Source organism: Pseudomonas sp. R3-57 (assembly GCF_051132065.1).
Classification (GTDB): domain Bacteria; phylum Pseudomonadota; class Gammaproteobacteria; order Pseudomonadales; family Pseudomonadaceae; genus Aquipseudomonas.
The window spans coordinates 5,688,597-5,715,572 of the sequence record NZ_CP071655.1 but is presented as its reverse complement, the minus strand read 5'-3'; the positions used below and the strand labels follow the sequence as shown (position 1 = coordinate 5,715,572).

Annotated in this window: 26 protein-coding genes; 6 read left to right on the top strand and 20 right to left on the bottom strand. The window is 61.2% G+C overall.

Translation table 11 applies throughout. The annotated features are described in order from the left end of the window. Positions 1 to 107: 107 nt before the first annotated feature. The 9 genes from J3P93_RS25630 to ubiE form a co-directional block, all read right to left on the bottom strand. Positions 108 to 815, bottom strand: a complete 708-nt coding sequence (locus J3P93_RS25630; RefSeq protein ID WP_434593243.1) for a 16S rRNA (uracil(1498)-N(3))-methyltransferase — start codon at positions 813 to 815, stop codon at positions 108 to 110. Further along, positions 812 to 1,609, bottom strand: a complete 798-nt coding sequence (gene tatC, locus J3P93_RS25625) for a twin-arginine translocase subunit TatC (RefSeq protein WP_434593241.1) — start codon at positions 1,607 to 1,609, stop codon at positions 812 to 814. The genes J3P93_RS25630 and tatC overlap by 4 nt, the downstream gene beginning before the upstream one ends. A 256-nt stretch (positions 1,610 to 1,865) precedes the next feature. Continuing rightward, a complete protein-coding gene (gene tatB, locus J3P93_RS25620) occupies positions 1,866 to 2,321 on the bottom strand; it encodes a Sec-independent protein translocase protein TatB (RefSeq protein ID WP_434593239.1) in 456 nt (151 codons plus the stop codon). A 10-nt stretch (positions 2,322 to 2,331) separates the two neighbouring features. Beyond that, positions 2,332 to 2,613 (bottom strand): twin-arginine translocase TatA/TatE family subunit, encoded by a 282-nt coding sequence (locus tag J3P93_RS25615; RefSeq protein WP_434593237.1) that lies wholly within the window; start codon positions 2,611 to 2,613, stop codon positions 2,332 to 2,334. A 25-nt stretch (positions 2,614 to 2,638) separates the two neighbouring features. Beyond that, the gene (locus J3P93_RS25610) at positions 2,639 to 2,971 is read right to left on the bottom strand and encodes a phosphoribosyl-ATP diphosphatase (RefSeq protein WP_434593234.1); all 333 of its coding nucleotides are present in this window, start codon (positions 2,969 to 2,971) and stop codon (positions 2,639 to 2,641) included. Further along, on the bottom strand, positions 2,964 to 3,365 hold the full coding sequence (hisI, locus tag J3P93_RS25605; protein WP_046816940.1) for a phosphoribosyl-AMP cyclohydrolase: 402 nt from the start codon (positions 3,363 to 3,365) through the stop codon (positions 2,964 to 2,966). Before hisI ends, J3P93_RS25610 begins: the two co-directional genes overlap by 8 nt. Before the next feature lie 120 nt (positions 3,366 to 3,485). Beyond that, positions 3,486 to 5,090, bottom strand: coding sequence for a ubiquinone biosynthesis regulatory protein kinase UbiB (ubiB, locus tag J3P93_RS25600; RefSeq protein WP_434593230.1), 1,605 nt, complete (start codon positions 5,088 to 5,090; stop codon positions 3,486 to 3,488). Next, positions 5,087 to 5,710: a ubiquinone biosynthesis accessory factor UbiJ gene (locus tag J3P93_RS25595; RefSeq protein ID WP_093105828.1), complete on the bottom strand. Its 624-nt coding sequence runs from the start codon at positions 5,708 to 5,710 to the stop codon at positions 5,087 to 5,089. The genes ubiB and J3P93_RS25595 overlap by 4 nt, the downstream gene beginning before the upstream one ends. After that, a complete protein-coding gene (ubiE, locus tag J3P93_RS25590) occupies positions 5,710 to 6,480 on the bottom strand; it encodes a bifunctional demethylmenaquinone methyltransferase/2-methoxy-6-polyprenyl-1,4-benzoquinol methylase UbiE (protein WP_186531921.1) in 771 nt (256 codons plus the stop codon). Before ubiE ends, J3P93_RS25595 begins: the two co-directional genes overlap by 1 nt. A 154-nt stretch (positions 6,481 to 6,634) precedes the next feature. On the opposite strand from ubiE, the gene J3P93_RS25585 reads away from it, so the two are divergent. The 3 genes from J3P93_RS25585 to J3P93_RS25575 all read left to right on the top strand — a co-directional run bounded on the left by J3P93_RS25585 (position 6,635) and on the right by J3P93_RS25575 (position 8,465). Beyond that, positions 6,635 to 6,910, top strand: coding sequence for a polyhydroxyalkanoic acid system family protein (locus J3P93_RS25585; protein WP_434593226.1), 276 nt, complete (start codon positions 6,635 to 6,637; stop codon positions 6,908 to 6,910). A 231-nt stretch (positions 6,911 to 7,141) separates the two neighbouring features. Continuing rightward, positions 7,142 to 7,564: a phasin family protein gene (locus tag J3P93_RS25580; RefSeq protein ID WP_434593224.1), complete on the top strand. Its 423-nt coding sequence runs from the start codon at positions 7,142 to 7,144 to the stop codon at positions 7,562 to 7,564. A 10-nt stretch (positions 7,565 to 7,574) separates the two neighbouring features. Next, entirely contained in the window at positions 7,575 to 8,465 is an 891-nt protein-coding gene (locus J3P93_RS25575) for a phasin family protein (RefSeq protein ID WP_434593221.1), read from the top strand. 206 nt (positions 8,466 to 8,671) lie between these two features. On the opposite strand, the gene J3P93_RS25570 is transcribed toward J3P93_RS25575, so the two are convergent. From J3P93_RS25570 to J3P93_RS25525, 10 genes are all read right to left on the bottom strand, one after another. After that, positions 8,672 to 9,292, bottom strand: a complete 621-nt coding sequence (locus J3P93_RS25570; protein WP_434593218.1) for a TetR/AcrR family transcriptional regulator — start codon at positions 9,290 to 9,292, stop codon at positions 8,672 to 8,674. A gap of 30 nt (positions 9,293 to 9,322) precedes the next feature. Then, positions 9,323 to 11,005, bottom strand: coding sequence for a class II poly(R)-hydroxyalkanoic acid synthase (phaC, locus tag J3P93_RS25565; RefSeq protein WP_434593216.1), 1,683 nt, complete (start codon positions 11,003 to 11,005; stop codon positions 9,323 to 9,325). A 139-nt stretch (positions 11,006 to 11,144) separates the two neighbouring features. Continuing rightward, positions 11,145 to 11,999 carry a poly(3-hydroxyalkanoate) depolymerase gene (gene phaZ, locus J3P93_RS25560; RefSeq protein WP_090280374.1) on the bottom strand — a complete coding sequence of 285 codons (855 nt, stop codon included), beginning with the start codon at positions 11,997 to 11,999 and terminating at the stop codon, positions 11,145 to 11,147. Between the two features lie 94 nt (positions 12,000 to 12,093). Then, complete coding sequence (gene phaC, locus J3P93_RS25555) at positions 12,094 to 13,773, bottom strand: class II poly(R)-hydroxyalkanoic acid synthase (RefSeq protein ID WP_434593213.1); 1,680 nt, start codon at positions 13,771 to 13,773, stop codon at positions 12,094 to 12,096. 258 nt (positions 13,774 to 14,031) lie between these two features. Then, positions 14,032 to 14,403 (bottom strand): gamma-butyrobetaine hydroxylase-like domain-containing protein, encoded by a 372-nt coding sequence (locus J3P93_RS25550; protein WP_093105797.1) that lies wholly within the window; start codon positions 14,401 to 14,403, stop codon positions 14,032 to 14,034. A 76-nt stretch (positions 14,404 to 14,479) separates the two neighbouring features. Further along, the gene (hslU, locus tag J3P93_RS25545; protein ID WP_434593210.1) at positions 14,480 to 15,817 is read right to left on the bottom strand and encodes an ATP-dependent protease ATPase subunit HslU; all 1,338 of its coding nucleotides are present in this window, start codon (positions 15,815 to 15,817) and stop codon (positions 14,480 to 14,482) included. A gap of 55 nt (positions 15,818 to 15,872) precedes the next feature. Beyond that, entirely contained in the window at positions 15,873 to 16,403 is a 531-nt protein-coding gene (hslV, locus tag J3P93_RS25540; RefSeq protein WP_090280391.1) for an ATP-dependent protease subunit HslV, read from the bottom strand. 233 nt (positions 16,404 to 16,636) lie between these two features. Continuing rightward, positions 16,637 to 17,350: an SPOR domain-containing protein gene (locus J3P93_RS25535; RefSeq protein ID WP_434593207.1), complete on the bottom strand. Its 714-nt coding sequence runs from the start codon at positions 17,348 to 17,350 to the stop codon at positions 16,637 to 16,639. Position 17,351: 1 nt separating this feature from the next. Continuing rightward, positions 17,352 to 19,088: an arginine--tRNA ligase gene (gene argS / locus J3P93_RS25530; protein ID WP_434593205.1), complete on the bottom strand. Its 1,737-nt coding sequence runs from the start codon at positions 19,086 to 19,088 to the stop codon at positions 17,352 to 17,354. A 190-nt stretch (positions 19,089 to 19,278) separates the two neighbouring features. Then, complete coding sequence (locus J3P93_RS25525) at positions 19,279 to 21,498, bottom strand: primosomal protein N' (protein WP_434593203.1); 2,220 nt, start codon at positions 21,496 to 21,498, stop codon at positions 19,279 to 19,281. A 286-nt stretch (positions 21,499 to 21,784) separates the two neighbouring features. Here J3P93_RS25525 and rpmE point away from each other — a divergent pair, with 286 nt between their 5' ends. The 3 genes from rpmE (at position 21,785) to J3P93_RS25510 (ending at position 24,281) form a co-directional block, all read left to right on the top strand. Continuing rightward, positions 21,785 to 22,006, top strand: a complete 222-nt coding sequence (gene rpmE / locus J3P93_RS25520) for a 50S ribosomal protein L31 (RefSeq protein WP_016772055.1) — start codon at positions 21,785 to 21,787, stop codon at positions 22,004 to 22,006. Positions 22,007 to 22,047: 41 nt separating this feature from the next. Next, positions 22,048 to 22,830: a thermonuclease family protein gene (locus J3P93_RS25515; protein WP_434598492.1), complete on the top strand. Its 783-nt coding sequence runs from the start codon at positions 22,048 to 22,050 to the stop codon at positions 22,828 to 22,830. A gap of 182 nt (positions 22,831 to 23,012) precedes the next feature. Next, positions 23,013 to 24,281 (top strand): malic enzyme-like NAD(P)-binding protein, encoded by a 1,269-nt coding sequence (locus J3P93_RS25510; RefSeq protein WP_090280412.1) that lies wholly within the window; start codon positions 23,013 to 23,015, stop codon positions 24,279 to 24,281. 163 nt (positions 24,282 to 24,444) lie between these two features. On the opposite strand, the gene J3P93_RS25505 is transcribed toward J3P93_RS25510, so the two are convergent. Continuing rightward, a complete protein-coding gene (locus tag J3P93_RS25505) occupies positions 24,445 to 26,889 on the bottom strand; it encodes a penicillin-binding protein 1A (protein WP_434598490.1) in 2,445 nt (814 codons plus the stop codon). Between the last annotated feature and the right edge of the window lie 87 nt (positions 26,890 to 26,976).

The following is a 26,976-nucleotide window of genomic DNA, read 5'->3' as shown; positions in this document are numbered from 1 at the left end:
ACCAACGGTACATGCGACCACTCCCTTCGGACCACTAAATTGGACTTATGGGCAATGTATCGGCTGGATGATGGCAATCTGTAACACCATCTGTCTGGGGCGAAAAGTCAGAACAAGCGGGCGAGCAGGGCGGTGACGGCGGTTTCGACGCGCAGGATCCGGTCGCCGAGCTGCACCGGTTGCAGACCGGATTTGGCCAGCAGATCGATCTCGTAAGGGATCCAGCCGCCTTCCGGGCCGATCGCAAGGGTCACCGGTTCACTCAGCGCGCGGGGGCAGGGCGGGTAATGGCCCGGGTGGCCGACCAGACCGAGGGTGCCGTCGCTTATCGCCGGCAGCCGATCCTCGACGAAAGGCTTGAAGCGTTTCTCGATGATGATCTCTGGCAGCACCGTGTCGCGGGCCTGTTCGAGGCCGAGGATCAGTTGTTCTCGAATCGCCTCGGGCTCGAGAAACGGCGTCTGCCAGAAGCTTTTCTCGACCCGGTAGCTGTTGACCAGAATCACCTTCGAGACGCCCATGGTCGCGACTGTCTGAAACACCCGGCGGAGCATTTTCGGCCGTGGCAGCGCCAAGACCAGAGTCAGCGGCAGTTTCGCCGGCGGTGGCTGATCGAGGCTGACGCGCAACTCGGCTTCGCCGGCGTCGAGGCGCAGGAGTTCGGCCGAACCCATCAGCCCGTTGATGCGCCCGACGCGCAGGCTGTCACCGACTTGCGAACGATGAACTTCCTGCATATGGGTCAAACGCCGATCGCGCAGGACGACGCGGTCGGCCGCGATGAAGTCGGCTTCTTCGAGCAGCAGCAGGTTCATGCCTGGGTCGCTGGCGGCTGGTCGTTGTGATCGTCGGCCGGGTTGTCTTCCGGGCGTTCGCGTTTGCTGATCAGACCACCGAACAGAATGCCGATCTCGAACAGCATCCACATCGGCACGGCCAGCAGGGTCTGCGAGAAGATGTCTGGCGGCGTGAGGATCATGCCGACCACGAAGCAGCCGATGATCACGTACGGGCGGATCTTCTTCAGGTAGGCGACATCGACCACGCCGATCCACACCAGCAGGACCACGGCCACCGGAATCTCGAAGGCGACGCCAAAAGCGAAGAACAGCGTCATGACGAAGTCGAGGTAACTGGCGATGTCGGTCATCATTTCCACGCCGGCCGGGGTGGCAGCGGCGAAGAATTTGAAGATCAGCGGGAAGACGAAGTAATAGGCGAACGCCATGCCGGTGTAGAACAGCAGAATGCTCGACACCAGCAACGGCACCGCGATGCGCTTCTCGTGCTTGTACAGGCCCGGCGCGATAAAGCCCCAGATCTGGTGCAGGATCACCGGGATTGCCAGAAACAGCGAGACCATCATCGTCAGCTTCAGTGGCGTCAGGAACGGCGACGACACGTCGGTGGCGATCATCGTCGCGCCGACCGGCAGGTATTGGCGCAACGGCGTCGAGACGAAGGTGTAGATCTGCTGGGTGAAGGCGAACAGCCCGGCAAAAATGATGAAGATCGCGGCCACGCAACGCAGCAGGCGGGTGCGCAACTCGGTGAGGTGCGAAACCAGCGGCATGTGCTGGTCGTTTTCGGGGAGGCTAGGGCCTGTCATTGGTCATTTCCTGTGTCGCGCCGAGCCCGTATTTGCGCAGGGCAAGGCGCGAGGCGCGTAGTTTGGCGTTTCAAATCAGCAACGAGTAACGCAGCCCTGCGCAAATACGGGCCGGCCCTTCGGGTTGTGCCTGAAAGCGGGCCAGGCTGCGTTGTAGTCCTCGGAAAGGTAAAACACATTCCCTTCGGACTCCGCCTTGCCTGGCCCGCTTTCAGGCGACAACGCGACACAGGAAATGACCAATGACAGGCCCTTGTCATGGGGCTCGCGGCGGCAATGTTGAGTCGTGAGGCGCTGGTGCAGTCGGCGCGGCGTCTGGAGCTATATGCTCAACCGACGTTGGCGTCGCGGCAGGCTTGGGTTCGGTTGTCGTAGCGGCAGGTGCAGGTGCAGGCGTCGGAGCAGGTGCAGCAGGCGCATGAGTCGTCTGCTCGCCCACGTGCTCAACCGGCGTCGGCTCTTGCTGAACCGGATTGAAAATCTTCCGTGCTTCCTGCTCCAGCGAGAGGATGTGCTCGTTGTGCAGTTGCCGACGGATTTCGTCGGCACCGATTTCACGTTCAACTTCCTGTTTGATCGCGTTGAAGCTGCGTTTCAGCCGACCGACCCACAGGCCGGCAGTGCGCGCAGCGCCCGGCAGACGCTCGGGGCCCAGCACCAGCAGGGCGACGAGGCCGACGAGCAGCAGTTCAGAGAAGCTGATACCAAACATTAGTCAGTGCTCACACGTCTTTGCGGATCGGCTCTTCGACTTTCTGCGCCTGCACGTCGATGGTGTGCGGCGGGTTGGCCTGCGCGGTGGTCTGCGGCTGTACCGGCGGCACTGGCTGCGTCGGCGGGGTCACGCTCGGTTCGGTTGGTTTTTCATCGTCGTTCATGGCCTTGCGAAAGCCCTTGATCGACTCGCCAACGTCGGTGCCGAGGTTTTTCAGTTTCTTGGTGCCGAACACCAGCACAACGACAACCAGGATGACGATCCAGTGTTTCCAGTCAAAAATGCCCATGTTGCTGTTCCTCTCGAATAGTTGTTCAGGCGGACGGACGCGAGGCTTTCTCGACGTGTCCGGACAGGCCGAAGCGGCGATCCAGTTCATCGAGCACGGCCTGCGGATGCTGCCCCAGTTGGGCAAGCATGACCAGGCTGTGAAACCACAGGTCGGCGGTCTCGTAGATGACATCGCTGCAGTCGCCGCTGACCGCGGCATCCTTGGCGGCGATAATGGTTTCGACCGACTCTTCGCCGACCTTCTCCAGAATCTTGTTCAGCCCCTTGTGGTACAGGCTGGCGACATACGAGCTGTCGGCGGCTGCGCCTTTGCGCTCTTCGAGCACTTCGGCCAGACGGGTGAGTGTGTCACTCATGCTTGTGTCCTGCGGAGTAAATGGCGTGCGGGTCTTTCAGTACCGGGTCGACCGTTGTCCAGTCGCCGTTTTCGAAGACGCGGTAAAAGCAGCTTTGACGGCCGGTATGGCAAGCGATGTCGCCGATCTGTTCAACCATCAGGATGATCACGTCGGCATCACAGTCCAGACGCATCTCATGCAGGGTCTGCACATGGCCGGACTCTTCGCCCTTGCGCCACAGCTTGCCACGGGAACGTGACCAGTAGATTGCACGATTCTCCGCGGCGGTCAGTTCGAGCGCTTCGCGGTTCATCCAGGCCATCATCAGCACGCGTCCGGTCTTGTGATCCTGAGCAATCGCCGGCACCAGGCCGTCAGCGTCCCACTTGATCTCGTCCAGCCAGTTTTTCATCTTCAAATCTCGAAAAGCAGCAGCAAGCCATGAGCTTCAAGCTGCAAGTAAAAGCAGGTTGCGGTGTACCTGTGTCGTCAAGCTTGAGGCTTGCAGCTTATAACTTGCAGCTCAATCGTGCTATCGGCGAACGACCAGATACAAGCCGACAGCCGCCATGATTCCCGCTGGCCAGTGCGCCCAATCGGTTAGTGGGCCGCCAGCGGCGAGCATTGCTCCGCCGGCCAGATGCGCGCAACCGAGCAGGCGCAGGAACCAGTCATCCTTGCGTCGGTGCCATGGCGGCGGCGGGTCGTTGGCGTGCGGCTGCGACATGCGCTCGAGCAGGTCGCGGGCCATGTTGGCCAGGTGCGGAATCTGCTCGAACTGGCTCTGCACGTTGCCCAGCAAGGCTTTCGGGCTGACGCGCTCGCGCATCCAGCGTTCGAGGAACGGCTGCGCGGTGTTCCACAGATCCAGGTCCGGGTACAGCTGACGCCCGAGGCCTTCGATGTTCAGCAAGGTCTTTTGCAGCAGTACCAGCTGTGGCTGCACTTCCATGTTGAAGCGTCGCGCCGTCTGGAACAGGCGCATCAGTACCTGACCGAATGAAATATCTTTTAACGGTTTTTCGAAGATCGGTTCGCAGACCGTGCGGATCGCCGCTTCAAATTCGTTGAGCTTGGTTTCCGCCGGCACCCAGCCCGAATCGATGTGCAGTTGCGCGACGCGACGGTAATCACGCTTGAAGAAGGCGAACAGGTTACGCGCCAGATAATCCTGGTCTTCCGGGGTCAGACTGCCGACGATGCCGCAGTCGATCGCGATGTACTGCGGGCTCCACGGGTTGACGGTGCTGACGAAGATGTTGCCCGGGTGCATGTCGGCGTGGAAAAAGCTGTCGCGAAACACTTGCGTGAAGAAGATCTCCACGCCACGCTCGGCGAGCATTTTCATGTCGGTGCGCTGATCGGCGAGGGTTGCCAGATCGGTGACCTGGATGCCGTAGATCCGCTCCATCACCAGTACTTTCGGCCGGCACCAGTCCCAGTAGACTTGCGGCACATAGAGCAGTGACGAGCCTTCAAAATTGCGCCGCAGCTGGCTGGCGTTGGCCGCCTCGCGCAGCAGATCGAGTTCGTCGTAAATGGTTTTTTCGTAATCCAGCACCACGTCGACCGGGTGCAGCAGACGCGCGTCGGCCGAGAGTTTTTCAGCCGCGCGAGCGAGGATGAACAGCCACGCCAGATCCTGCGCGATGATCGGTTTCAGACCCGGGCGGATCACCTTGACCACCACTTCTTCACCGGACTTCAACTGCGCGGCATGCACCTGCGCCACCGAAGCCGAGGCCAGCGGCTCGACGTCGAAACGGCTGAACACCTCGCTGATTTTTTTGCCCAGCTGCTCTTCGATGAGCTTGACCGACAGCTGCGAATCGAACGGTGGCACTCGGTCCTGCAGCAGCATCAGCTCATCGGCGATGTCTTCGGGCAGCAGGTCGCGGCGGGTCGATAGGATCTGCCCGAACTTGATGAAGATCGGCCCCAGATCCTGCAACGCCAGACGCAGGCACGCGCCGCGGCTCAGCTCCAGGCGTTTGCGCGGCAACCAGCGCCACGGCAGCACAAAGCGCAACGCCAGAAGAAACCAGGGCAGCGGCAGGGCGAACAGCAGGTCATCGAGGCGGTAGCGGATCACGACGCGCTGGATGCGCAACAGACGGCGGACGGCAAGCAGCTTCATGCGTTATCGCTTGGGTCGAGGGATCGGGAAAGGCGCTCGAAACGCGCCTCGAGTCGTTCCAGATCAAGTTTGATCCGGTCCAGTTCACTGAACCGCGCTTCGGCTTCGCGCTGCCCGACCAGGGTGCGCGATTCTTCGGCGAGGTATTCGGCGAGGTTCTGGTTGAGGCTGGCAAATCCTTGCTGATACCAGCGTGCGCGGCTGCGCAGATGGCCACCGAGCAGTTGCGTGGCGACCGGGCCGAGCCAGCGCGAGAGTTCGTACTCCCAGTCCAGCTCGAGATCCTGCAGCACACCGGCCAGCTCCAGCAGCACGCCGCTGTCACCATCGAGCTCGACTTCCGGGGCGTGCAGCACAGCGGTCTTGTCTTTGCTCAGGGCCAGTTTGACCAGGCTTGAAGCCGGCGCACGCAGGGTGCAGTCGACGCCGGCTGCCCACTGCGAAGCGAGCATCAAGCCTTCGTCACTCGGCAGGATGAACAGTTGCAGCGCCGGGCTGCGGCAGTCGACGGCAATCACCTTGCCGGTCAAATGCGCCAGCCGCGGCAGCGCCGTGCTGTCGAGACGCAGCACCCGGTTGAGGCCGAGTTCAACGCTGGCGAGCAGCCCGGTGAGCAACATCAGGGCTTGATGCCGCGGTGCAGGGCGACGATGCCTGCGGTCATGTTGTGGTAGGTCACACGGTCGAAACCGGCGTCGACCATCATCGACTTCAGGGTTTCCTGATTCGGGTGCATGCGGATCGATTCGGCCAGATAGCGATAGCTTTCCGAGTCATTGGTGATCAGCTTGCCCATCAGCGGCATGAAGGCGAACGAATAGGCGTCGTAGGCTTTCGACATCAGCGCATTGGTCGGCTTGGAGAACTCCAGCACCAGCAGACGACCGCCGGGCTTGAGCACGCGCAGCATCGAGCGCAGGGCGTCTTCCTTGTGCGTCACGTTGCGCAGGCCGAAGGCGATGGTCACACAGTCGAAATGGTTGTCCGGAAACGGCAGTTTTTCCGCGTCCGCCTGGACGAATTCGACGTTGCCGGCGACCCCAAGATCCAGCAGGCGGTCACGACCGACCTTAAGCATCGATTCGTTGATGTCGGCCAGCACCACCTGACCGGTCGGGCCGACCAGATGCGAGAATTTGCGCGTCAGGTCACCGGTGCCGCCGGCGATGTCGAGCACGCGGTTACCGCTGCGCACGCCGGACAGTTCGATCGCGAAGCGCTTCCACAGACGGTGCATGCCGCCCGACAGAAGGTCGTTCATCAGGTCGTATTTGGCGGCTACCGAATGGAAAACCTCAGCGACTTTTTCCGCTTTCTGGCTTTCCGGAACGTTTTTGAAGCCGAAGTGAGTGGTGGGTTCGGCATCGCTGCCTTTGCGCTGATCAGTCATATCGCTGTCACCAAAAGAGAATGCGCGACATTCTAATCCCCAAGCCATGCTTTGTCTTCGAATGGCTAAAGGTAAGATGGGCCACCGTCGGGACGATTTGCCGCAGCGGCGGTCAAGATCTACCGACACACCTTCATCTATCAGGAGTCATTCGATGGCCAAAATCAGTGTTGAGCGTGCCCACACCCTGGGCAAGGAAGCCGCCCGCGAGAAGGCCGACAGACTGGCCAAAAAGCTCAATGAACAATACGGCCTGGAACCGCAGTGGTCGGGCGACACCCTGAACCTCAAGCGCTCGGGCGTGAAAGGCGAAGTGCATGTGGCGGACGATTCGATCAGGGTCGACGTCGAACTGGGCCTGATGATGTCGGCCATGAGCGGCATGATCAAAGCCGAAATCGAAAAGGCCCTCGACAAAGCCCTGGCCTGATTCCGATGTGAAACGCGATCCCCTGTAGGAGTGAGCCTGCTCGCGATAGCGGTGTAGCAGTCAAGAATAATGTCGACTGACACACCGCTATCGCGAGCAGGCTCACTCCTACATTTGTTTTGTGGTGCTCCTACTGGTTAGGGTGCCCTTTCTAATTTTTCTACCTACTTTGTGCCTGAGCCCGACACCCGTCCGGGCAGTTCCTCAAACCTTCTGCGCGTGAGGTGCACCATGGCCAAAGTTATTTTGAAGAAAAAAATCGACGCTCCGACTTCGACGCTGAGCGACGTCAGGTCCTATGCCCGCAAGATCTGGCTGGCTGGCCTGGGTGCCTACGCCAAGGTCGGGCAAGAGGGCAGCGAGTACTTTCAGGAGTTGATCGAAGCCGGTCAAACTGTTGAAAAGAAAGGTAAAAAGGCCGTCACCGAAAAACTGCTCGCGGCCAACGTCGAGATCGACGAGGCCGCCACCCAGGTCAGCTCCTTCAAAGGTCGTGTCGAAGTTCAGCTGGACAAGGTCGAGAAGGCCTTCGACAGCCGCGTAGCAAGCGCCTTGAATCGCATCGGCATTCCGTCTAAACATGACGTTGAGACACTCTCTGCTAAGCTCGATGAGCTGACGGCATTGCTCGAACGCGTCGCGCGTAAATCTTAAGGAGAACGGGATGGCTGGTAAAAAGAACACCGATAAAGAAAGCAGCTCGTGGGTCGGGAAGGTCGAGTCGTACTCCCGCAAAATCTGGCTGGCTGGTTTAGGCGTGTACTCGAAGATCGACACTGACGGCAGCAAGCTCTTCGACACATTGGTCAAAGACGGCGAGAAAGCCGAGAAGCTCACCAAGTCTGCGGTCGGCAAAAAAGTCGAGGACTCGACCTCTTCGGCCAAGTCGCGCATCAGCGGCGTGAAAGACCGCGCCATGGGCAAGTGGGACGAGCTCGAAGGGGCTTTCGACAAGCGCCTGAACAGCGCGATTTCACGCCTCGGTGTGCCGAGCCGCAATGAGGTCAAGGCGCTCAATGCCAAGGTCGACACGCTGACCAGACAGATCGAAAAACTCACCGGTCTGAAAGCTCAGCCTGTAGCGGCGAAAACCGCTGCGGCGAAACCGGCGGCCAAGCCTGCGGCGAAAACCGCAGCCAAGCCACTGGCGAAAGCGGCGGCCAAACCCGCAGCGAAAGCCGCCGCCAAACCGGCAGTGAAAACGGCCGCCGCCAAGCCAGCGGCCAAAGCTGCCGCCAAACCTGCGGCCGCTAAAGCCGCGGCGAAACCAGCAGCCAAACCTGCGGTTAAAACGCCAGCGAAACCAACGGCCAAGCCAGCCGCGAAAACCGCTGCCGCCAAGCCTGCAGCCAAGCCAGCCGCCAAACCGGCTGCAGCGAAAAAGCCTGCGGTGAAAAAACCGGCCGCAGCGAAAGCCGCTGCGCCAAAACCGGCTGCAACGCCATCGGCTGCTCCGGTAGCTCCGGCCAGCGCGGCGAACTCCGCCTCCGCTCCAACGCCGGCGGCCACCCCGACTGCAGCATCGACACCGTCGACGCCGACCAGTCAGTCCTGATTCATCAGGGCAAAACAAAACGCCCGGCCTGTGAGGGTCGGGCGTTTTTGTTTGTGCGTTCCTTCTACAAAACACCGCAAAACCCTTGTGGGATCTAGCCTGCTAGCGATAGCGGCGGGTCAGTCAGCACTTGTTTTAAATGTGCCGGCTTCATCGCTAGCAGGCTAGCTCCCACAGGGGAGTGGGGTCACCCTGTAGAGTCTGGTTCATTCGTGATCCTCAAGGTATTGCAGCGCCATCCGCTCGGTCGCGACCTTCACCGGCGGCAACAAATGCGGCGCCACCAACATCATGATCTGGTACACGACCAACCGCACCTCGCCCTCACGATCGAGAATCCGCTGGTAATCCAGGGAAAACAGCAGCGTCAGGGTGATCTGCTCCACCAGTTGCCCCAGCGCCTGCGTATCGCTGACCAGTTGCCCGGCGGCCTTCAACCGCGCCAGTAATGACGCCAGCGTGCGCTTCAAGGCGTTGAGCAGATGACGTATGCCCTTGGCCAGTTTTGGCAGGCGCCCGGCGAGGTTCGACAGGTCCTGGAACAGGAATCGGTATTGCGCCAGGCGCTCGACGATCAAGTGCAGAAACAGCCAGTAATCCTCCGGTGCCAGCTCAACGTCCGATGGCGGATCGAGCAGCGGTGCCAGTTCCTGCTGGAAGCGTTCGAACAAGCCGAGGATCAGCGGTTCCTTGCCGTGGAAGTGGTAGTAGAGGTTGCCGGGGCTGATCCCCATTTCATTGGCGACCTCCATGGTCGAGACGTTCGGTTCGCCCTTATCGTTGAACAGGTGCAGCGCACATTCGAGAATCCGGTCGCGGGTTTTCATCCAGTCTTCTTAGAAAAATGTCGTTGAACGTCAGCGCACTCGCACGTAAGTACCGGGTGCTGCCTCCATCGGCGGATAGTTGGGGTTGCCGAGGGCCACCCGGGTTTCGTGCTGCGCGCCCGAGCGCTGTTGAATCCACTCCAGCCACTGCGGCCACCAGCTGCCATCGACACGTTTGGCGTCGTAGTACCAGGCGCGCGGGTCGCTGCTCATCCTGGCGTTTTCGACGTAGTTGGCTTTCGCGTTGCTCGGCGGGTTGAGGATGCTTTGTACGTGGCCGCTGTTGGACAGCACGAAGCGCTTGTCGCCGCCAAGCAGAAGGGTCGAGCGATACACCGCGTCCCACGGCGTAATGTGGTCGTTCATGCCGGCCACGCTGAAACTGTCGACGGTGACTTTCTGCAAGTCGATCGGCGTGCCACAGACTTCCAGCCCGCCAGGATGGGTCAGCGGGTTGTGCTTGAAAAAATCCAGCAGATCGCCGTGCAGCGCTGCCGGCAAGCGTGTGTTGTCATTGTTCCAGTAGAGAATGTCGAAGGCCGGTGGCTCCTTGCCCAGCAGGTAGTTATTGACGAAGTAGCTCCAGATCAAATCGTTGGGGCGCATCCACGCGAAGACCTTGGCCATGTCGCGACCGTCGAGCACGCCCTGCTGATACGAACGCCGCTTGGCCGCTTCGAGGGTTTGCTCATCGACGAACAGCGTCGCCGGGGTTTCGATCTGGCTGTCGAGCAGGCTGACCAGATAGGTTGCGCTGGCGATACGCCGCAGCTGCCGCTTGGCCTGCAGATGCCCTTGCAGCGCGGCGATGGTCAGGCCGCCGGCGCAGGCGCCCATCAGGTGGACCTCGCGGGCGCCGGTGATCGCCCGGCAGATGTTCATCGCTTCTTCCACGGCCTCGACGTAGCTCGACAGGCCCCATTCGCGATGGCGCACATCCGGGTTGCGCCAGCTGATCATGAAGGTCTGCAAGCCGTTTTTCAGCGCGTACTGGACGAAGCTGTTGTGCGGGCTCAGGTCGAAAATGTAGTACTTGTTGATCTGTGGTGGCACCACCAGCAGCGGCTTGGCGTATTGCTTTTCGCTCATCGGCCGGTACTGGATCAGTTCGAGCATTTCGTTGCGAAACACCACCGAGCCGGTGGTGGTGGCGACGGTCTTGCCGACTTCAAATGCCTGTCGGGTCACCTGGCGTGGCAAGCCGTCGTTGTGCAGCAGATCGTCGAACAGATGGCTGAGGCCGCGCACCAGGCTGTGGCCGCCAGAATTGAACAGCTCCTTGACTGCCAGCGGATTGAGCAGCGTGTTGGACGGTGCCACGGCGTCGTTGAGCAGGGTGAAGACGAATTGCGCGCGGGCGCGGTCTTCGGGGCTCATGTCGCTGTCGTCGATCCAGCTCTTGACCTGCTTCTGCCAGGCCAGATACGCCTGCAGGCTGCGCCGATAGAACGGGTTGAGGCTCCACGCCGGATCGGCAAAACGGCTGTCGTTCGGATGGGTCGGGTGCACGGTTTCGCCGAGCAGTACGCGGCCCAGTTGGCCGCCCAGTTTCAAGGCATGCCTTGCCGTGTGCACCGGGTTGCGCAGGCCATGGGCGGCGACGCTGCGCAGGGTCGAGAGCAGGTCGCGGCCGCGCAGGCCGGTGATCGCACTTTGTGCGTTGATAAACACGGCGGGGCTGGGCACCACGCCCGTCGCTGGTTTGTCGCGCATGACTCAACACTCCTTCGTCTTCAGGGCAAAAACAAACTCACCGAACCAGAACACCATAGACGCTGTTACGGGTTGCTGCCTGCGCGGCGTCCTGCCGCGCACTCATGGGTAAAGCCCTGCATAAAGCCTGCCGCTGCGTTCAGCCGCCGAGCGGGGTCGGATGCGGATGCATCACCGCGCGCTGACGCTCCTCCTGGAGGAATTTCATGATGATCGGCGCCACGGCTTCGGCACGGGTAATCAGGAACAGGTGGCCGTCATCGATGATGTGCAACTGCGCATTGGGAATCCGCCAGGCGAGCACGCGCATGTTGATCAGGGGGATCAGCGGGTCGTCATCGCCGGCCAGCACCAGCGTCGGCTGATGGATCTTGTGCAGCCAGTGAATGCTGGTCCAGCCGAGGCCGGCGAACAGTTGCCAGTAGTACCCGAGCTTGCCCGCCGAACGCACTTTCGCCGCATGGCTGGCGGCCAGCGTTGGATCGCGCCGGAACGAGCCGCCGTAGATCATCGGCGCGATGCGAATGACGTGGGACGGCTGAATGTAGCGCCGCGGACTGGCCATCATCCACAGCACTTTCGGTTTGCCCGGCACCATCACCGCACCGGCAGCGGTGGCCGCCAGCACCAGTTTTTTGCAGCGCTCGGGGTAGTCATAGGCGAACTGCTGCGCCAGCGCGCCACCCCACGACACACCAATCACGTTGACCTGACCGTAGTCGAGGTAATCGAGCATCCGCGCCGTCAGTTTGGCCAGCCCAGGAAAGCGATACGGCCGGTTCGGCGTCGAGGAACCGCCGACCCCGGGCACATCGAAGGCGATCACTTCCAGATCCGGGTCCAGCGCCGCGACGAACGGAAACACCAGCTCCAGGTTGGCGCCGATGCCATTGAAAATCAGCAACGGCGTCAAGTGCGGCTTGCCGGGACGCACCGCCGTGCGGAGGGTCTGGCCATCCAGATCGACGGTGCGGAATATGAACGGTTGCGGCATGGATCAAACCCTTCGGGTTAGAGAGGAGCAGCTGCAAGCCACAAGCTTCAAGCAGAATGTGCTCAGCTTGCGGCTTGTCGCTTGTGGCTTGCCGCTATCTTTCATGAACGTAGGTGCCCGGCGCAGCCTCGCCCGCCGGATACGCCTTGTTGCCCAGTTTCACCGGGGCCTTTTTCAGGTTGCCCGAGCGCTCGGCCAGCCACGCCTGCCAATGCAGCCACCAGGAATCGGTGTGCTTGGTCGAGTTCTCTTGCCAGTCATCGGCATTGGCGGCCATTTCTTCACTGGTCATGTAGCGCGATTTCGGGTTGCCCGGCGGGTTCAGAATGCTCTGGATATGGCCACTGCTCGACAGCACGAATTCAACTTTTCCGCCGAACAGCTGCGCCGACTTGTAGCAGGACTTCCACGGGGTGATGTGGTCGTTGGTGCCGGCCAGCGAAAAGATGTCGGCGGTGACCTGCTTGAGATCGATCGGTGTGCCGCACACTTCCAGTGCATTGGGGCGAATCAATGGATTGTTTTTGAACATCTCGATCAGGTCGCCGTGGAACGCCGCCGGCAAGCGCGTGGTGTCGTTGTTCCAGAACAGAATGTCGAACACCGGCGGCTCGTTGCCGAGCAGGTAGTTGTTGACCCAGTAGTTCCAGATCAGATCATTCGGGCGCATCCAGGCGAAGACCTTGGCCATGTCCTTGCCTTCGAGGACACCGGCCTGATACGAGTGACGCTTGGCAGTCTCAAGGGTCTGCTCGTCGACGAACAGGGCGACGTCGCTGTCCAGTGTGGTATCCAGCACGCTGACCAGCAGGGTCAGCGAGTTGACCTTGTTCTCGCCGATCGCCGCGTAATGGCCGAGCAGGGCGGTGCAGGTGATGCCGCCGGAGCAGGCGCCGAGCATGTTCACGTCTTTGCTGCCGGTGATGGCGGTGACCACGTCGACCGCTTCTTTCAGCGCATCGATATAAGTCGACAGGCCCCACTCACGCTGGGCCTTGGTCGGGTTGCGCCAACTGATGATGAACGTCGGCACGTTATTGCGCAGGCAGAAACGCGCCAGGCTCTTGTCCGGGCTCAAGTCGAAAACGTAGAACTTGTTGATCTGCGGCGGCACCACCAGCAAGGGCCGTTCGTGGACCTGCTCGGTGATGGGTCGGTACTGGATCAGCTCCAGCACATCGTTGCGAAACACCACCGCGCCTTCGGTCACGCCGAGGCTCTTGCCGACCTCGAACGCACCCATGTTGACCTGGCTCGGCATGCCGCCGTTGTGTACCAGATCCTTGGCCAGATGCGAAAGGCCGTCGAGCAGGCTCTTGCCACCGGTTTCGAAGAAGCGTTTGACTGCCGCCGGGTTGGCCGCGGTGTTGGTCGGTGCCATGGCTTCGGTCATCAGGTTGATGACGAAATGGCCACGGGCGATATCTTTGGGGGTCAGGCTGCTGTCATCGATCCAGGCGTGGAGTTCCTTGCGCCAGGCCAGATAGATTTGCAGATAACGTTTGTAGAGCGGGTTCTGGCTCCACGCTGGATCGGCGAAGCGACGGTCGTCACCGGCCGGTTGCAGTTCGGATTTGCCGAACAGCACGTTCTTCAGCTCGAGGCCGAAATGGGTCACGTGTTTAACACTATGGATCGGTTGTTTGATGGCCTGTTTCAGCACCATCCGAGCAGAGGCCAGCAGATCCTTTCCGCGTAGCCCAACGACGGGATTAAGCCCCAGGGTGTTTTCCGAGGCTTGATACTTCAGGTCATCGTTATTCTTGTTACTCATCTACGACGCTCCATTGTCCTGAGACGAGTACCCGGTTTTCTGCTGTGCAGTTCCACAGCCAATGCCAGGTACTACTGCTCGGGTGACCGTTGATTCTGCATAGCTGCTTTACAGTCGTAGAGCATTGCAGGGAACTTGCCAGCTCCATTGGTTACCCGAGTTTAATTTTTTTCGCAAGCAGGCCGATCCTCGGCCATACAGCGGAGCATTCAAACAGATGAAGTTAGAAAATGCCTTCTAATGAGCGCAAGGCTCGGGCTAGAGCATCAGCTTGACGAACGACTCGTTCGGATCACGGGTTTTTCCGGCGGCACGCAACTCGGCGAGATAATCGTCCCAGAGTTCTTTCTGGCGTTTGCCGAGTTCGTAGAGGTAATCCCACGTGAACAAGCCGCTGTCATGACCGTCGTCAAAGGTCAGTTTCAGTGCGTAGTTGCCGGCCGGTTCCAGCTTGCTCAAGCCAACGTTGAGCTTGCCGAATTGCAGGATCGGTTTGCCATGGCCCTGGACCTCGGCGGAGGGCGAATGCACACGCAGAAACTCCGCGGGCAGGGTGAATTCCTCGCCGGACGCGTAGGTCAGCGTCAGGGTTTTCGAGGCTTTGTGCAGTTTGATGTCGGTAGGAATCATAGGAGAAGCCTTCAGCTGCGAGCTACAAGCGGCAAGCTTAACTCAGCTTGCCGCGCGTAGCTTGTAGCTTGCTGCTTTACAGAATGTAGCGGGACAGGTCTTCGTTCTGCGCCAATTCGCCGAGGTGGCTGTTGACGTATTCGGCGCCGATCAGGATCGGCTTGTCGTCATGGGCGCTGGCCAGGTCACCGGCGCTGAACGACACCTCTTCGAGCAGACGCTCGAGCAGCGTGTGCAGGCGACGGGCACCGATGTTCTCGGTCTTCTCGTTGACCTGCCAGGCGATTTCCGCCAGACGCTTGATGCCTTCCGGCTGGAACTGGATGTGCAGGCCTTCGGTTTTCAGCAGCGCGCAGTATTGCTCGGTGAGCGAGGCGTGCGGTTCGCTGAGGATGCGCTCGAAATCTTCCGGGCTCAGCGCCTTGAGTTCGACGCGGATTGGCAGACGGCCTTGCAGTTCCGGGACCAGATCGCTCGGCTTGCTCAGGTGGAACGCGCCGGAGGCGATGAACAGGATGTGGTCAGTCTTGACCATGCCCAGCTTGGTGTTGACGGTGCAGCCTTCGATCAGCGGCAGCAGGTCGCGCTGCACGCCTTCTCGGGAGACATCGGCGCCGCCGACGTTACCGCGCTTGGCGACTTTGTCGATTTCGTCGATGAACACGATGCCGTGCTGCTCGACCGCTTCCAGCGCCTTGGCCTTGAGCTCTTCTTCGTTGACCAGACGTCCGGCTTCTTCGTCGCGCACCAGTTTCAGCGCTTCCTTGACCTTGAGCTTGCGCGACTTCTTCTTGCCCTTGCCCATGTTGGCAAACAGCGATTGCAGCTGGTTGGTCATCTCTTCCATGCCCGGCGGCGTGGCGATTTCGATGCCGGACACTTCGGCGACTTCGATCTCGATTTCCTTGTCGTCCAGCTGACCTTCACGCAGACGCTTGCGGAACAGCTGACGGGTGTTGGAATCGCTGGCCGGCGCTTCTTCATTGCTGAAACCCATGCGTGCCGGTGGCAGCAGCGCGTCGAGGATACGATCCTCGGCAGCGTCTTCGGCACGGTGGCGTACGCGGGTCATTTCCTGCTCACGGAGCATCTTGATCGCCGCGTCAGCCAGATCACGGATGATCGACTCGACGTCACGGCCGACGTAGCCGACCTCGGTGAATTTGGTCGCTTCGACCTTGATGAACGGCGCGTTGGCCAGTTTTGCCAAGCGACGGGCGATCTCGGTTTTACCGACACCGGTCGGACCGATCATCAGGATGTTCTTCGGCGTCACTTCAACGCGCAGCTCTTCAGGTAGCTGCATCCGGCGCCAGCGGTTGCGCAGGGCAATCGCGACGGCGCGCTTGGCATCGTCCTGGCCGATGATATGGCGATTGAGTTCGTGGACGATTTCGCGGGGAGTCATGGACATAGTAATTGACGGTCCTCAAGCACAAACAAGCCGTGGCACACAGGCCGCGACAGGCTTATTCGGCGAGATCCTGCTCCTCAATGGTCTGGGTGTGGTTGGTGAATACACAGATGTCGCCGGCGATGCCGAGTGCAGTCTCGACGATCTCGCGGGCCGACAGGTCAGTCTTTTTCAGCAGGGCGCTGGCCGCCGCTTGGGCGAAAGCACCGCCGGAGCCCATGGCGATCAGGCCGTCTTCGGGTTCGACCACGTCACCGTTGCCGGTGATGATCAGCGAGGCATCCTTGTTGGCGACCGCGAGCATCGCCTCGAGGCGGCTCAGGGAGCGGTCGGTACGCCACTCTTTGGCGAGTTCGACGGCGGCGCGGATCAAGTGGCCCTGATGTTTTTCCAGCTGGCCTTCGAAACGTTCGAACAGCGTAAAGGCGTCGGCGGTGGCACCGGCAAAACCGGCGATGACCTGGCCGTGGTACAGGCGACGGACTTTTTTCGCGTTGCCTTTCATCACGGTATTGCCGAGAGAAACCTGGCCGTCGCCGCCCATGACGACTTTGCCGTGACGGCGGACTGAAACGATGGTGGTCAAGGGAAGAGTCTCCACACAGCGGGGCGAAAGTGCCTTATGCCCATTCATATGGGGGTGCTGAAAGGGATTTCAACCTTGGTGCGGGGGAGGGGACGAGCGGCGTGTCGCACCTGATCGTTCCCACGCTCTGCGTGGGAATGCAGCCCGGGACGCTCCGCGTCCCTTCGCTGCCGGGGACGCAGAGCGTCCCTTGAGGCATTCCCACGCAGAGCGTGGGAACGATCAGCGGCGAGTCAGCGGCTCTGGCGTTGTTGTAACAGCAGGTTGCTGAAGCCGGCACCGGCCAGTTGTTTCTGCGCGGTGGTCAGCTGTTCGCGGTTGCTGAACGGGCCGACCAGAACGCGGTACCAGGTTTCGTCCTTCACGGTGCCGGACTCAACCGCCACGGCCTGGCCGAGCAGAATGATCTGCGCGCGCACCTTGTCAGCGTCCGTCTCCTTGCGGAACGAGCCGGCCTGCAGGAAGAACTTGGTCACCGGCGCCGCTTTGCTCACCGGTGGCGCGGGTGGCGGGGTAATCCCGGCCAGCGCGGCCTGAGCGCGCGCGGTGTCGATCTTCGCCGCTTCCGCCGGGGTCACCGGCGTGGTCGGGATGGCCGGCACTTGTGGCGTCGGCAGGGTCTTCTCCGGAACGGCATCCGGCGGCACGATCACTTCCGATTCCGGCAGCAGCGTGTAGAAGTCGTACTTCGGCTTGACCGGTTGCGTCGGGCTCGGCGGGGTCTTGTTGGCTTCGGCGATCTTCGTCGCTTTCTGCTGCGCCTGCTCGACCTTCTCACGCTTGACCGTGTCGCTGCCCTTGCCCGGCTCCAGCTTCATCAGAAACACGATGAATGCACCGACCGTCAGGCCGATGGCCATCCACAGCCAGCCGGGAATCGGTTGCTTGGCCGGGGCCTGATAGCGGCTCGCGCCGCGCTTGGGTGCGGGTTTTTTCTTGGCAGCCAACTTACATACGCTCCAGAGTTTCCAGACCCAACAGCTCCAGGCCTTGCTTGAGGGTGCGACCGGTCAGCGCGGCCAGACGCAGACGGCTCTGCATCTGGGCCGGGGTGTCGGCGGCGAGGATCGGGCAGTTCTCGTAGAAGCTGGAGAACAGGCCAGCGACGTCGTACAGGTAAGTGCAGAGAATGTGCGGCGTGCCTTTGTCGGACACGTTGTTCAGCACTTCACCGAACTGCGCCAGTTTCGCCGCCAGTTCCTGTTCATGCGCCGCTTCGAGGACGATCTGGCCGTCGACTTCGCTGAAGTCCTTGCCGAGCTTGCGGAACACACCGGCGACGCGGGTGTAGGCATACAGCAGGTACGGTGCGGTGTTGCCTTCGAAGTTCAGCATCAGGTCGAAGTTGAAGCTGTAGTCGCTGGTGCGGTGCTTGGACAGGTCAGCGTATTTCACCGCGCCGATGCCGACGACCTTGGCGATGTTGCGCAATTCGTCTTCGGCAAGCTGCGGGTTTTTCTCCTTGACCAGGTTGTAGGCACGTTCCTGCGCTTCGGTGAGCAGGTCGATCAACTTCACAGTGCCGCCGTCACGGGTCTTGAACGGACGGCCATCGGCGCCGTTCATGGTGCCGAAACCCATGTGTTCCATTTCCATCGGATGGGTGACGAAACCGGCTTTGCGCGCCACGGCGAAGACTTGCTGGAAGTGCAGGGCCTGACGCTGGTCGACAAAGTACAGCGCACGATCGGCTTTCAGCTTGCCACTGCGGTAGCGCACGGCAGCGAGGTCGGTGGTGGCGTACAGGTAACCGCCATCAGCCTTGACGATGATCACCGGCAGTGGATCGCCATCGGCATTCTTGAACTCGTCGAGGAACACGCACTGGGCGCCGTTGCTCTCGACCAGCATGCCCGCAGCTTTCAAGTCGTTGACCACATTGATCAGGTCGTCGTTATAAGCGCTTTCGCCCATCACGTCGGCCATGGTCAGTTTGACGTTGAGCAGTTCGTAGATCTTCTGGCAGTGCGACAGCGAGATGTCCTTGAACCGGGTCCACAGCGCCAGGCACTCGGCATCGCCGGCCTGCAATTTGACCACCAGACCGCGGGCGCGGTCGGCAAATTCTGCGGACTCGTCGAAACGCTGTTTGGCGGCGCGGTAGAAGTTTTCCAGATCGGACAGCTCGTCGCTGGTGATCGGGTTTTCCTGCAGATAGGCCATGAGCATGCCGAACTGCGTGCCCCAGTCGCCAACGTGGTTCTGGCGGATCACTTCGTCGCCAAGGAATTCGAGGACGCGAGCGACGCCGTCGCCGATGATGGTCGAGCGCAAATGGCCGACGTGCATCTCTTTGGCCAGGTTCGGCGCCGACAGGTCAACCACGGTGCGCTGCGCCGGGCCGGCCTTGCGCACGCCGATATGGGCGTCAGCCAGCGCGGCATCGAGACGGTTGGCCAGGGCCTGGGTGTTCTGAAAGAAGTTGATGAAGCCCGGGCCGGCGATTTCCGCCTTGGTGACGTTTTCGTCAGACGGCAGTGCGGCGATGATTTTTTCCGCCAGATCGCGCGGTTTCATCCCGGCCGGCTTGGCCAGCATCATCGCGATGTTGCTGGCGAAGTCGCCGTGAGTCTTGTCGCGGGCGTTTTCCACTTGAATCGCCGGCGACAGGCCTTCAGGCAACACACCTTCGTTGACGAGTTGGGTGAGGGCTTGTTGGATCAGCTGGCGAATGGTGTCTTTCATGGTCTTCTCTTTCGACCGCAAGTGCGGCGGGCGCATCGGTGCGCGGGTGGAAAAACTGGGCATTATCCGTGGCGGAGCCGGGCTTGCCAACCTTAGCAGGCCGGTTGTGGATATGCGGTGACAAAAACTCTGCTTTCGCGAGCAGGCTCGCACACAGGGGGTCAAGCAGGACGCAAAAGCGATCTTCAGCTCAATACAAATCCACAGGGTCGACATCCAATGACCAGCGCACCGCCCGCCCGCTCGGCATCTGCTCCAGCGCGAGCAACCAACTGGCCAGCAACCGATGCAGCGGCGCCCGCGCGGTCGCTTGCAACAACAATTGCGCTCGATAACGCCCGGCGCGACGTTCCATCGGCGCCGGCACCGGCCCGAGCAGTTCGATGCCGCTCAGATTCAGTTCGCTGAGCAAGCGCTCGGCCTCGCTGCAGGCTTCATCGAGGAAGCCTTCCGCCTGCCCCGGTTTGTGCGCTTCGGCGCGCAACAGCGCCAGATGGGCAAACGGCGGCAGCCCGGCGGCGCGGCGTTCGCTCAGCGCCTGCTCGGCAAAGGCGAAATAACCCTGCTCGGTCAGTTGCACCAATAAAGGATGGTCGGCCAGGTGCGTCTGGATAATCACTTTGCCCGGCTCTTCCGCCCGCCCCGCACGACCTGCAACCTGAACAATCAATTGCGCCATGCGCTCGCTGGCGCGGAAGTCGCCGGAGAACAGGCCTCCGTCAGCGTCGAGAATCGACACCAGCGTCACCCGCGGAAAATGGTGCCCCTTGGCCAACATCTGCGTGCCGACGAGGATGCACGGCTGGCCTTTCTGAATCGTCGCGAACAGCTGATTCATCGCGTCCTTGCGCGAGGTGCTGTCGCGATCGACGCGCAGCACCGGATAGTCCGGGAACAAAATCGCCAGCCGTTCCTCAGCGCGTTCGGTGCCGGCGCCTACCGGGCGCAAGTCGACCTTGTTGCACTTCGGGCACTGGCGCGGGGTGCGCTCGACATTGCCGCAATGGTGGCAACGCAACTCACCGTAGCGCTGGTGCACGGTCATTCGCGCATCGCAGCGCGAACACTCGGACATCCAGCCGCAATCGTGGCAAAGCAAGGTCGGGGCAAAACCGCGGCGGTTGAGGAACACCAGCACCTGCTGGCCGTTGGCGAGGGTCTGGCCGATGGCTTGTTGCATCGGCCCTGAAATGCCGCTGTCCAACGGGCGGCTTTTCACATCCAGGCGCAGAAAGCGCGGCTGTTTGGCGCCGCCGGCGCGCTCGTTCAGGCGCAACAGGCCGTAACGCCCGGTGTAGGCGTTGTGCAGGCTTTCCAGCGACGGCGTGGCCGAGCCGAGCACGATCGGGATGTTTTCCTGACGGGCGCGCACCAGCGCCAGATCGCGGGCGTGGTAGCGCAAGCCTTCCTGCTGTTTATAAGAGCCGTCGTGCTCTTCATCGATGATGATCAGCCCCGGATTTTTCATCGGCGTGAACAGCGCCGAGCGGGTGCCGATAATAATGTCAGCCTCGCCATCACGGGCGGCGAGCCAAGCGTCGAGGCGTTCGCGATCATTGACCGCCGAGTGCAGCAGGGCGATGCGCGCATTGAAACGCTGCTCGAAGCGCGCCAGGGTCTGCGGGCCGAGGTTGATCTCCGGGATCAACACCAGTGCCTGTTTGCCGGCTTCGAGGGTTTCGCGGATCAATTGCAAATACACTTCGGTCTTGCCGCTGCCCGTTACCCCGGCCAGCAGAAACGCGTGATAGCTGTCGAAACCGGCGCGGATCGCTTCGTAGGCCGCGCGTTGCTCGCTGTTGAGCGGCAGTTCCGGTTGCGCCAGCCAATGTTCATGGCGCGCGCCGGGGAGGTGGCGGCGGATTTCAACTTGCACCAGACCCTTGGTCAGCAGCAGGTCGAGGCTGTCCTTGCTCAGCATCAGTTTGCTCAGCAACTGATGGGCGACTCCGTGGGGGTGCTGGGCCAGTGTCGCCAGGGCTTCTCGCTGGCGCGGCGCGCGGGCGATGCGCGGATCATCGAGGCTGGCACCGGGCGCCGCTGACCAGAAACGCTCCTGCCGGGCCTCGGCCAGTTCGCCCTGACGCAACAGCACCGGCAACGCCCAGCTCAAGGTGTCGCCGAGGCTGTGCTGGTAATACTGCGAGGTCCACAGGCACAGCTTGAACAGCGCCGGCGGCAGCGGCGCGGTGGAATCGAGCAGGGCCAGCGCCGGCTTGAGTTTTTCCACCGGCACTTCGCTGGTATCCGCTACCTCGACCAGAATCCCGATCATCTCGCGCCGCCCGAACGGCACCCGCAGGCGCATGCCCGGCTGCAATTGCTCGCGCCGCACCCCGGCCGGCGCCCGGTAATCGAACAGGCGGCGCAGGGGCGAAGGCAAGGCAAGGCGCAGAATGGCGTCGGGCACGCGGGGGGATCTCTTTCAACAGAATGGGGCATCACACATACCTGATGTAGGAGTGAGCCTGCTCGCGATAGCGGTGTGTCATTCAGCAATTGTTTCGTCTGACACACCGCTATCGCGAGCAGGCTCACTCCTACAGGGGGTTGCGTATTGGGCCGGGAGCCTAGCAGACGGTCGGTCTCGGTGACAGCTTGCGCGTTTGAAAAGGTCTGGTAGAATCCGCGGCCTAATTACGTGCGGTATTCAACAATAGTGTTGGGTGGCGGCACGCTAGCCTGAGGAAGACACCATGAAAGCCGAAATCCATCCGAACTACCCGGAAATCGCTGTTACCTGCAGCTGCGGTAACAAGTTCGAAACTCGTTCGACCTACGGCAAAGCCCTGGCGATCGACGTTTGCAACGAATGCCACCCGTTCTACACCGGTAAGCAGAAGACTCTGGACACCGGCGGCCGCGTGCAGAAGTTCGCAGACCGTTTCGCTACTTTCGGCGTCGGCAAAAAAGCCTGAGGCTGATCATTTTGGAAAGTCGTATCGACTTCTCCAGACTGATGAAAAAGGCGTCCCTTGCGGGCGCCTTTTTTGTGTCTGCGATTTGGCTCTCGGGTGCGCAGGCCTTCTGTCCAGCGCCCGCCGGACTGACCAGCGTCACTGTGCAGCGGGTGGTCGATGGCGACACGCTGCGTCTGAGCGATGGCCGCAGCGTGCGGATGATCGGCCTCAATACGCCGGAGCTGGGCAAGCAGGGTCGCAGCGACGAACCGTTCGCCGTGGCTGCGCGCAAACGCCTCGAAGCGCTGGTGGCGGACAGTGGCGGGCGTGTCGGTTTGCTTCCCGGGCGGCAAGGAAAGGACCACTACGGTCGCACGCTCGCGCATGTCTACAGCGCCAGCGGCGCCAATCTCGAGGCGCAAATGCTCGCCGATGGCTTCGGTTTTCAGGTGGCCGTTGCGCCGAACATCGATCTGGTCGCCTGTCAGCAGGCCGCCGAAGCCTCGGCGCGGCAGGCCGGGCGGGGCATCTGGCGGCAATCACCGGTGCTCAAAGCGCAGCAGATTCAGCGTTCCGGCTTCGCCGTGGTCAGTGGTCGGGTGAGCAAGGTGCAGCGCAATCGCGGTGGAATCTGGATCGAGTTGCAGGACGCGCTTGTACTGCGCATTGCACCCAATCTGGTCGGACAATTCGACAATGACCGCTTGCAGGCGCTGAAGGGCAAGCAAATCGAGGCGCGCGGCTGGATCGTTGATCGCTCGCGGCGCGGCGGCTTGCAGGCGGGGCAGGCGCGCTGGTTGTTGCCGTTGACCGATCCTTCGATGCTGCAGGGTTCGCGCTGAAGAAAATTGTAGACATTTTTCAAGTCGATTGTGAACAGTCCAGCCCTTGTGCGCCGTGGCTCTTGGCCCAAAGTCGTAGGGCAGGGCGCTTGACAGTGGTGACTGCCCAGTCTTGTGGGGACTTTGCGAGGCGCGTATCCTCGCTGACCAGTCTGTCCAACAGTAAAAAGCGGAATGCCAAAATGTCTGATCTGAAAACTGCCGCTCTCGAATATCACGCCAATCCTCGTCCGGGGAAGCTGAGTGTCGAGCTCACCAAGGCCACTGCTACCGCTCGCGACCTGTCGCTGGCGTACAGCCCCGGCGTAGCTGAACCAGTGCGCGAGATCGCCCGCGATCCCGAACTGGCCTACAAGTACACCGGCAAGGGCAACCTGGTTGCAGTGATTTCCGATGGCACCGCTATTCTCGGCCTGGGCAACCTCGGCCCATTGGCCTCCAAGCCAGTGATGGAAGGCAAGGGCGTGCTGTTCAAGCGCTTCGCCGGTATCGACGTGTTCGACATCGAAGTCGACTCGGAAAGCCCGCAAGCCTTCATCGACACGGTCAAGCGCATCTCCATCACCTTCGGCGGCATCAACCTCGAAGACATCAAGGCACCAGAGTGCTTTGAGATCGAGCGCGCGCTGATCGAACAGTGCGACATTCCGGTATTCCACGATGACCAGCACGGCACCGCGATCGTTACCGCAGCCGGCATGATCAACGCCCTGGAAATCGCTGGCAAAACCCTGCCAGAAGCGAAGATCGTCTGCCTGGGCGCCGGCGCTGCGGCCATCTCCTGCATGAAATTGCTGGTGAGCATGGGCGCGCGCATCGAAAACATCTTCATGGTTGACCGTACCGGCGTGATCCACTCCGGCCGTGACGACCTGAACCAGTACAAAGCCGTGTTCGCTCACGCCACCGAGAAGCGCAGCCTGGCTGACGCACTGGCAGGCGCTGACGTGTTCGTCGGTCTGTCCGGCCCGAACCTGCTGAGCGCTGAAGGCCTGCTGTCGATGGCAGCGAACCCGATCGTGTTCGCCTGCTCCAACCCGGACCCGGAAATCTCCCCGGAGCTGGCTCACGCCACCCGTAGCGACGTGATCATGGCCACCGGCCGTTCGGACTACCCGAACCAGGTCAACAACGTGCTGGGCTTCCCGTTCATCTTCCGCGGTGCCCTGGACGTTCGCGCCAAGCGCATCAACGAAGAAATGAAAGTCGCGGCCGCCAACGCCCTGCGCGAACTGGCCAAGCTGCCGGTGCCACAGGACGTCTGCGATGCCTACGGTGGTGCTCCGCTGGAATTCGGCCGTGAGTACATCATTCCGAAGCCAATGGACAAGCGCCTGATCACCCTGATCTCCGACGCTGTGGCTAAAGCGGCGATCGAGACCGGTGTGGCCACCCTGCCGTATCCGAAGAACTACCCGCTGAAAAGCGTGGATGACGTGTTCAACGGCTAAAAGCAGCCGCCCATAAAAAACCCAGCCTGGTGCTGGGTTTTTTTATGGGCTACAAGCTACAAGCTACAAGCTACAAGCTACAAGCTACAAGCTACAAGCAGTACGCAATTCCCCGCTTTTACTTGCAGCTTGTAGCTTGCCCCTTGCAGCTGCCCCTGCCCCTCTAGAACAAATCGATCGGCGCCTGTTCGTCCGCCGGCAGCGGGCTGCCCGGTACGACGCCGTTGCCCAGCTCATTCACCGACGGCGGGGTGTCTTCAGCCTTGAACAGCTCGAAGTACGCGCCCGGTGTGCTCGGCGACGCTGCACGGCCACTGACCGGGTCCACGCGCAGGCTGAGGATGCCTTCCGGTTCTGGCTGGACATGCGGTGGCTTGTCCTTCAGCGCGGCCGACATGTAATTCATCCAGATCGGCAGCGCCACAGTGCCGCCGAACTCGCGGCGGCCGAGGCTTTCCGGCTGGTCGAAACCGGTCCATACGGTGGTCACGTAATCGGCGTTGTAACCGGAGAACCACGCGTCTTTCGATTCGTTGGTGGTACCGGTCTTGCCGGCGATGTCGCTACGACCCATGGCCAGGGCGCGGCGGCCGGTGCCGAGCTTGATCACATCCTGCAGCATGCTGTTGAGGATGTAGGTGGTACGACCATCGACAATCCGCTCGGCCACGGCTGGCACTTGCGGCACCGCCTGATTGCCTGGCGCTTCGCCGGGAACCGGTGCGGCATTGACCGTGAACGACTCGGTGTCCGGCGCGGCGATACCGTCCGTCGCTGAGCCACCTTGTGGAACAGTCGGCGGGTTGGCCACGAACAGCGTGTCACCGTTGCGGCTTTCGATCTTGTCGATGATGTACGGGGTGATCTTGTAACCGCCGTTGGCAAAGGTGCTCCAGCCGGTGGCGATTTCCATTGGAGTCAGCGTCGCGGTGCCCAATGCCAGCGACAGGTTCGGCGGCAGGTCCTGCTTGTTGAAGCCGAAGCGGGTGATGTAATCGATGGTTTTGCCCACGCCCATTGCTTGCAGCAGGCGGATCGACACCAGGTTGCGCGACTTGTACAGCGCCTCGCGCAGACGGATCGGACCGAGGAAGGTGTTGGTATCGTTCTTCGGACGCCAGACCTTGTCCAGGTACTCGTCGACGAACACGATCGGCGCATCGTTGACCAAGGTCGCAGCGGTGTAGCCACTGTCCAGCGCGGCGCTGTAGACGAACGGTTTGAAGCTCGAACCCGGCTGACGCTTGGCCTGCATGGCGCGGTTGTAGTTGCTCTGCTCGAACGCGAAACCACCGACCAGCGAACGGATCGCGCCGTTCTGCGGATCCAGCGACACCAAAGCGCCTTGCGCCTGCGGGATCTGGCTGAACTTCAGCGAATTGTCTTTCTGGCGCTGCACCCGGATCAGATCGCCGACCTGCGCGACATCCGCCGGCTGACGCGGAGTGGCGCCCATGCTGTTGGTATTGAGGAACGGCCGCGCCCACTTCATGGTGTCCCAGGCAACATGTTCTTCGCCGGTACGGGTCAGCACTTGCAGGCCGTTCTTGTCGACCTGGGTAACGATCGCTGGCTCCAGACTGCTGATGGTGCGTTGCTTGGTCAGTTCGCTGGCCCAGGCTTCGCGGGTCTTGCCCGGCAGGCGCGACTCGGGGCCACGGTAGCCGTGGCGCTGGTCGTAGGTCATCAAGCCTTCGTGCAGCGCGGTGTTGGCCATTTCCTGCAGGTTGCTCGGCACCGTGGTGGTGACGCGGAAACCCTCGGTGTAGGCGTCGCTGCCATAGCGGCCGACCATTTCGGCGCGGGCCATTTCAGCGATGTACGGTGCGTTCACTTCCGGCGTCGGTACGTGGTAGCTGGCGTTCAGCGGCTCGTTGATCGCGGCGGTGTAATCGGCCTCGGTGATCTTGCCCAGCTTGTACATGCGCCCGAGGATCCAGTCGCGGCGCTCTTTGCTGCGCGCCGGGTTGGCCAGCGGGTTGAAGCGCGACGGGGCTTTCGGCAGGCCGGCGATCATCGCCATCTGCGCCAGGCTGACGTCGCGAATCGACTTGCCGTAATACACCTGCGCCGCCGCCTCGATGCCATAGGCGCGGTTACCCAGATAGATCTTGTTGACGTACAGCTCGAGAATCTCGTCCTTGGTCAGCTGCCGTTCGATCTGCAGGGCCAGAAGAATTTCCGTGGTTTTACGCGAGAAGCTGCGTTCGCTGGTGAGGAAAAAGTTCTTCGCCACCTGCATGGTGATGGTGCTGCCACCGGACTGGATGTGTCCGCTTTTGACCAGTTGCGTCGCGGCGCGCATCAGGCTGCTCGGATCGACGCCGTAGTGGTTGGCGAAATTGTCGTCTTCAGCACTTAGTAACGCATTAATGAAATTGGGCGGAATGTCGGCGAAACGGATCGGTGTGCGGCGCATTTCGCCAAACTCTGCGATCAACTTGTCATCGCTGCTGTAGACCCGCAGAGGAATCTGCAACTGAATGCTTCGCAGAGCCTCCACAGACGGCAAACCCGGACTAAGGTAAAGAAACGCGCCGCTGAGACCTAATAGCAGTCCGCAGAAAACGGCGACGATGGACCAACCGAAAAATTTCAGCAGACGAATCAAGGCTTTTGGACATCCAGAGCAAAGAATGAATTTGGCGACGGGGTTCCGGTAACACACAGAACGGTCCGCGCGGGCAGTAAAAAG

Excerpts from the sequence above, each read along its gene's own strand:
- J3P93_RS25630 (WP_434593243.1), bottom strand. The coding sequence starts at position 815 with ATGAACCTGCTGCTGCTCGAAGAAGCCGACTTCATCGCGGCCGACCGC.
- tatC (WP_434593241.1), bottom strand. The coding sequence starts at position 1,609 with ATGACAGGCCCTAGCCTCCCCGAAAACGACCAGCACATGCCGCTGGTT.
- tatB (WP_434593239.1), bottom strand. The coding sequence starts at position 2,321 with ATGTTTGGTATCAGCTTCTCTGAACTGCTGCTCGTCGGCCTCGTCGCC.
- J3P93_RS25615 (WP_434593237.1), bottom strand. The coding sequence starts at position 2,613 with ATGGGCATTTTTGACTGGAAACACTGGATCGTCATCCTGGTTGTCGTT.
- J3P93_RS25610 (WP_434593234.1), bottom strand. The coding sequence starts at position 2,971 with ATGAGTGACACACTCACCCGTCTGGCCGAAGTGCTCGAAGAGCGCAAA.
- hisI (WP_046816940.1), bottom strand. The coding sequence starts at position 3,365 with ATGAAAAACTGGCTGGACGAGATCAAGTGGGACGCTGACGGCCTGGTG.
- ubiB (WP_434593230.1), bottom strand. The coding sequence starts at position 5,090 with ATGAAGCTGCTTGCCGTCCGCCGTCTGTTGCGCATCCAGCGCGTCGTG.
- J3P93_RS25595 (WP_093105828.1), bottom strand. The coding sequence starts at position 5,710 with ATGTTGCTCACCGGGCTGCTCGCCAGCGTTGAACTCGGCCTCAACCGG.
- ubiE (WP_186531921.1), bottom strand. The coding sequence starts at position 6,480 with ATGACTGATCAGCGCAAAGGCAGCGATGCCGAACCCACCACTCACTTC.
- J3P93_RS25585 (WP_434593226.1), top strand. The coding sequence starts at position 6,635 with ATGGCCAAAATCAGTGTTGAGCGTGCCCACACCCTGGGCAAGGAAGCC.
- J3P93_RS25580 (WP_434593224.1), top strand. The coding sequence starts at position 7,142 with ATGGCCAAAGTTATTTTGAAGAAAAAAATCGACGCTCCGACTTCGACG.
- J3P93_RS25575 (WP_434593221.1), top strand. The coding sequence starts at position 7,575 with ATGGCTGGTAAAAAGAACACCGATAAAGAAAGCAGCTCGTGGGTCGGG.
- J3P93_RS25570 (WP_434593218.1), bottom strand. The coding sequence starts at position 9,292 with ATGAAAACCCGCGACCGGATTCTCGAATGTGCGCTGCACCTGTTCAAC.
- phaC (WP_434593216.1), bottom strand. The coding sequence starts at position 11,005 with ATGCGCGACAAACCAGCGACGGGCGTGGTGCCCAGCCCCGCCGTGTTT.
- phaZ (WP_090280374.1), bottom strand. The coding sequence starts at position 11,999 with ATGCCGCAACCGTTCATATTCCGCACCGTCGATCTGGATGGCCAGACC.
- phaC (WP_434593213.1), bottom strand. The coding sequence starts at position 13,773 with ATGAGTAACAAGAATAACGATGACCTGAAGTATCAAGCCTCGGAAAAC.
- J3P93_RS25550 (WP_093105797.1), bottom strand. The coding sequence starts at position 14,403 with ATGATTCCTACCGACATCAAACTGCACAAAGCCTCGAAAACCCTGACG.
- hslU (WP_434593210.1), bottom strand. The coding sequence starts at position 15,817 with ATGTCCATGACTCCCCGCGAAATCGTCCACGAACTCAATCGCCATATC.
- argS (WP_434593205.1), bottom strand. The coding sequence starts at position 19,088 with ATGAAAGACACCATTCGCCAGCTGATCCAACAAGCCCTCACCCAACTC.
- rpmE (WP_016772055.1), top strand. The coding sequence starts at position 21,785 with ATGAAAGCCGAAATCCATCCGAACTACCCGGAAATCGCTGTTACCTGC.
- J3P93_RS25515 (WP_434598492.1), top strand. The coding sequence starts at position 22,048 with ATGAAAAAGGCGTCCCTTGCGGGCGCCTTTTTTGTGTCTGCGATTTGG.
- J3P93_RS25510 (WP_090280412.1), top strand. The coding sequence starts at position 23,013 with ATGTCTGATCTGAAAACTGCCGCTCTCGAATATCACGCCAATCCTCGT.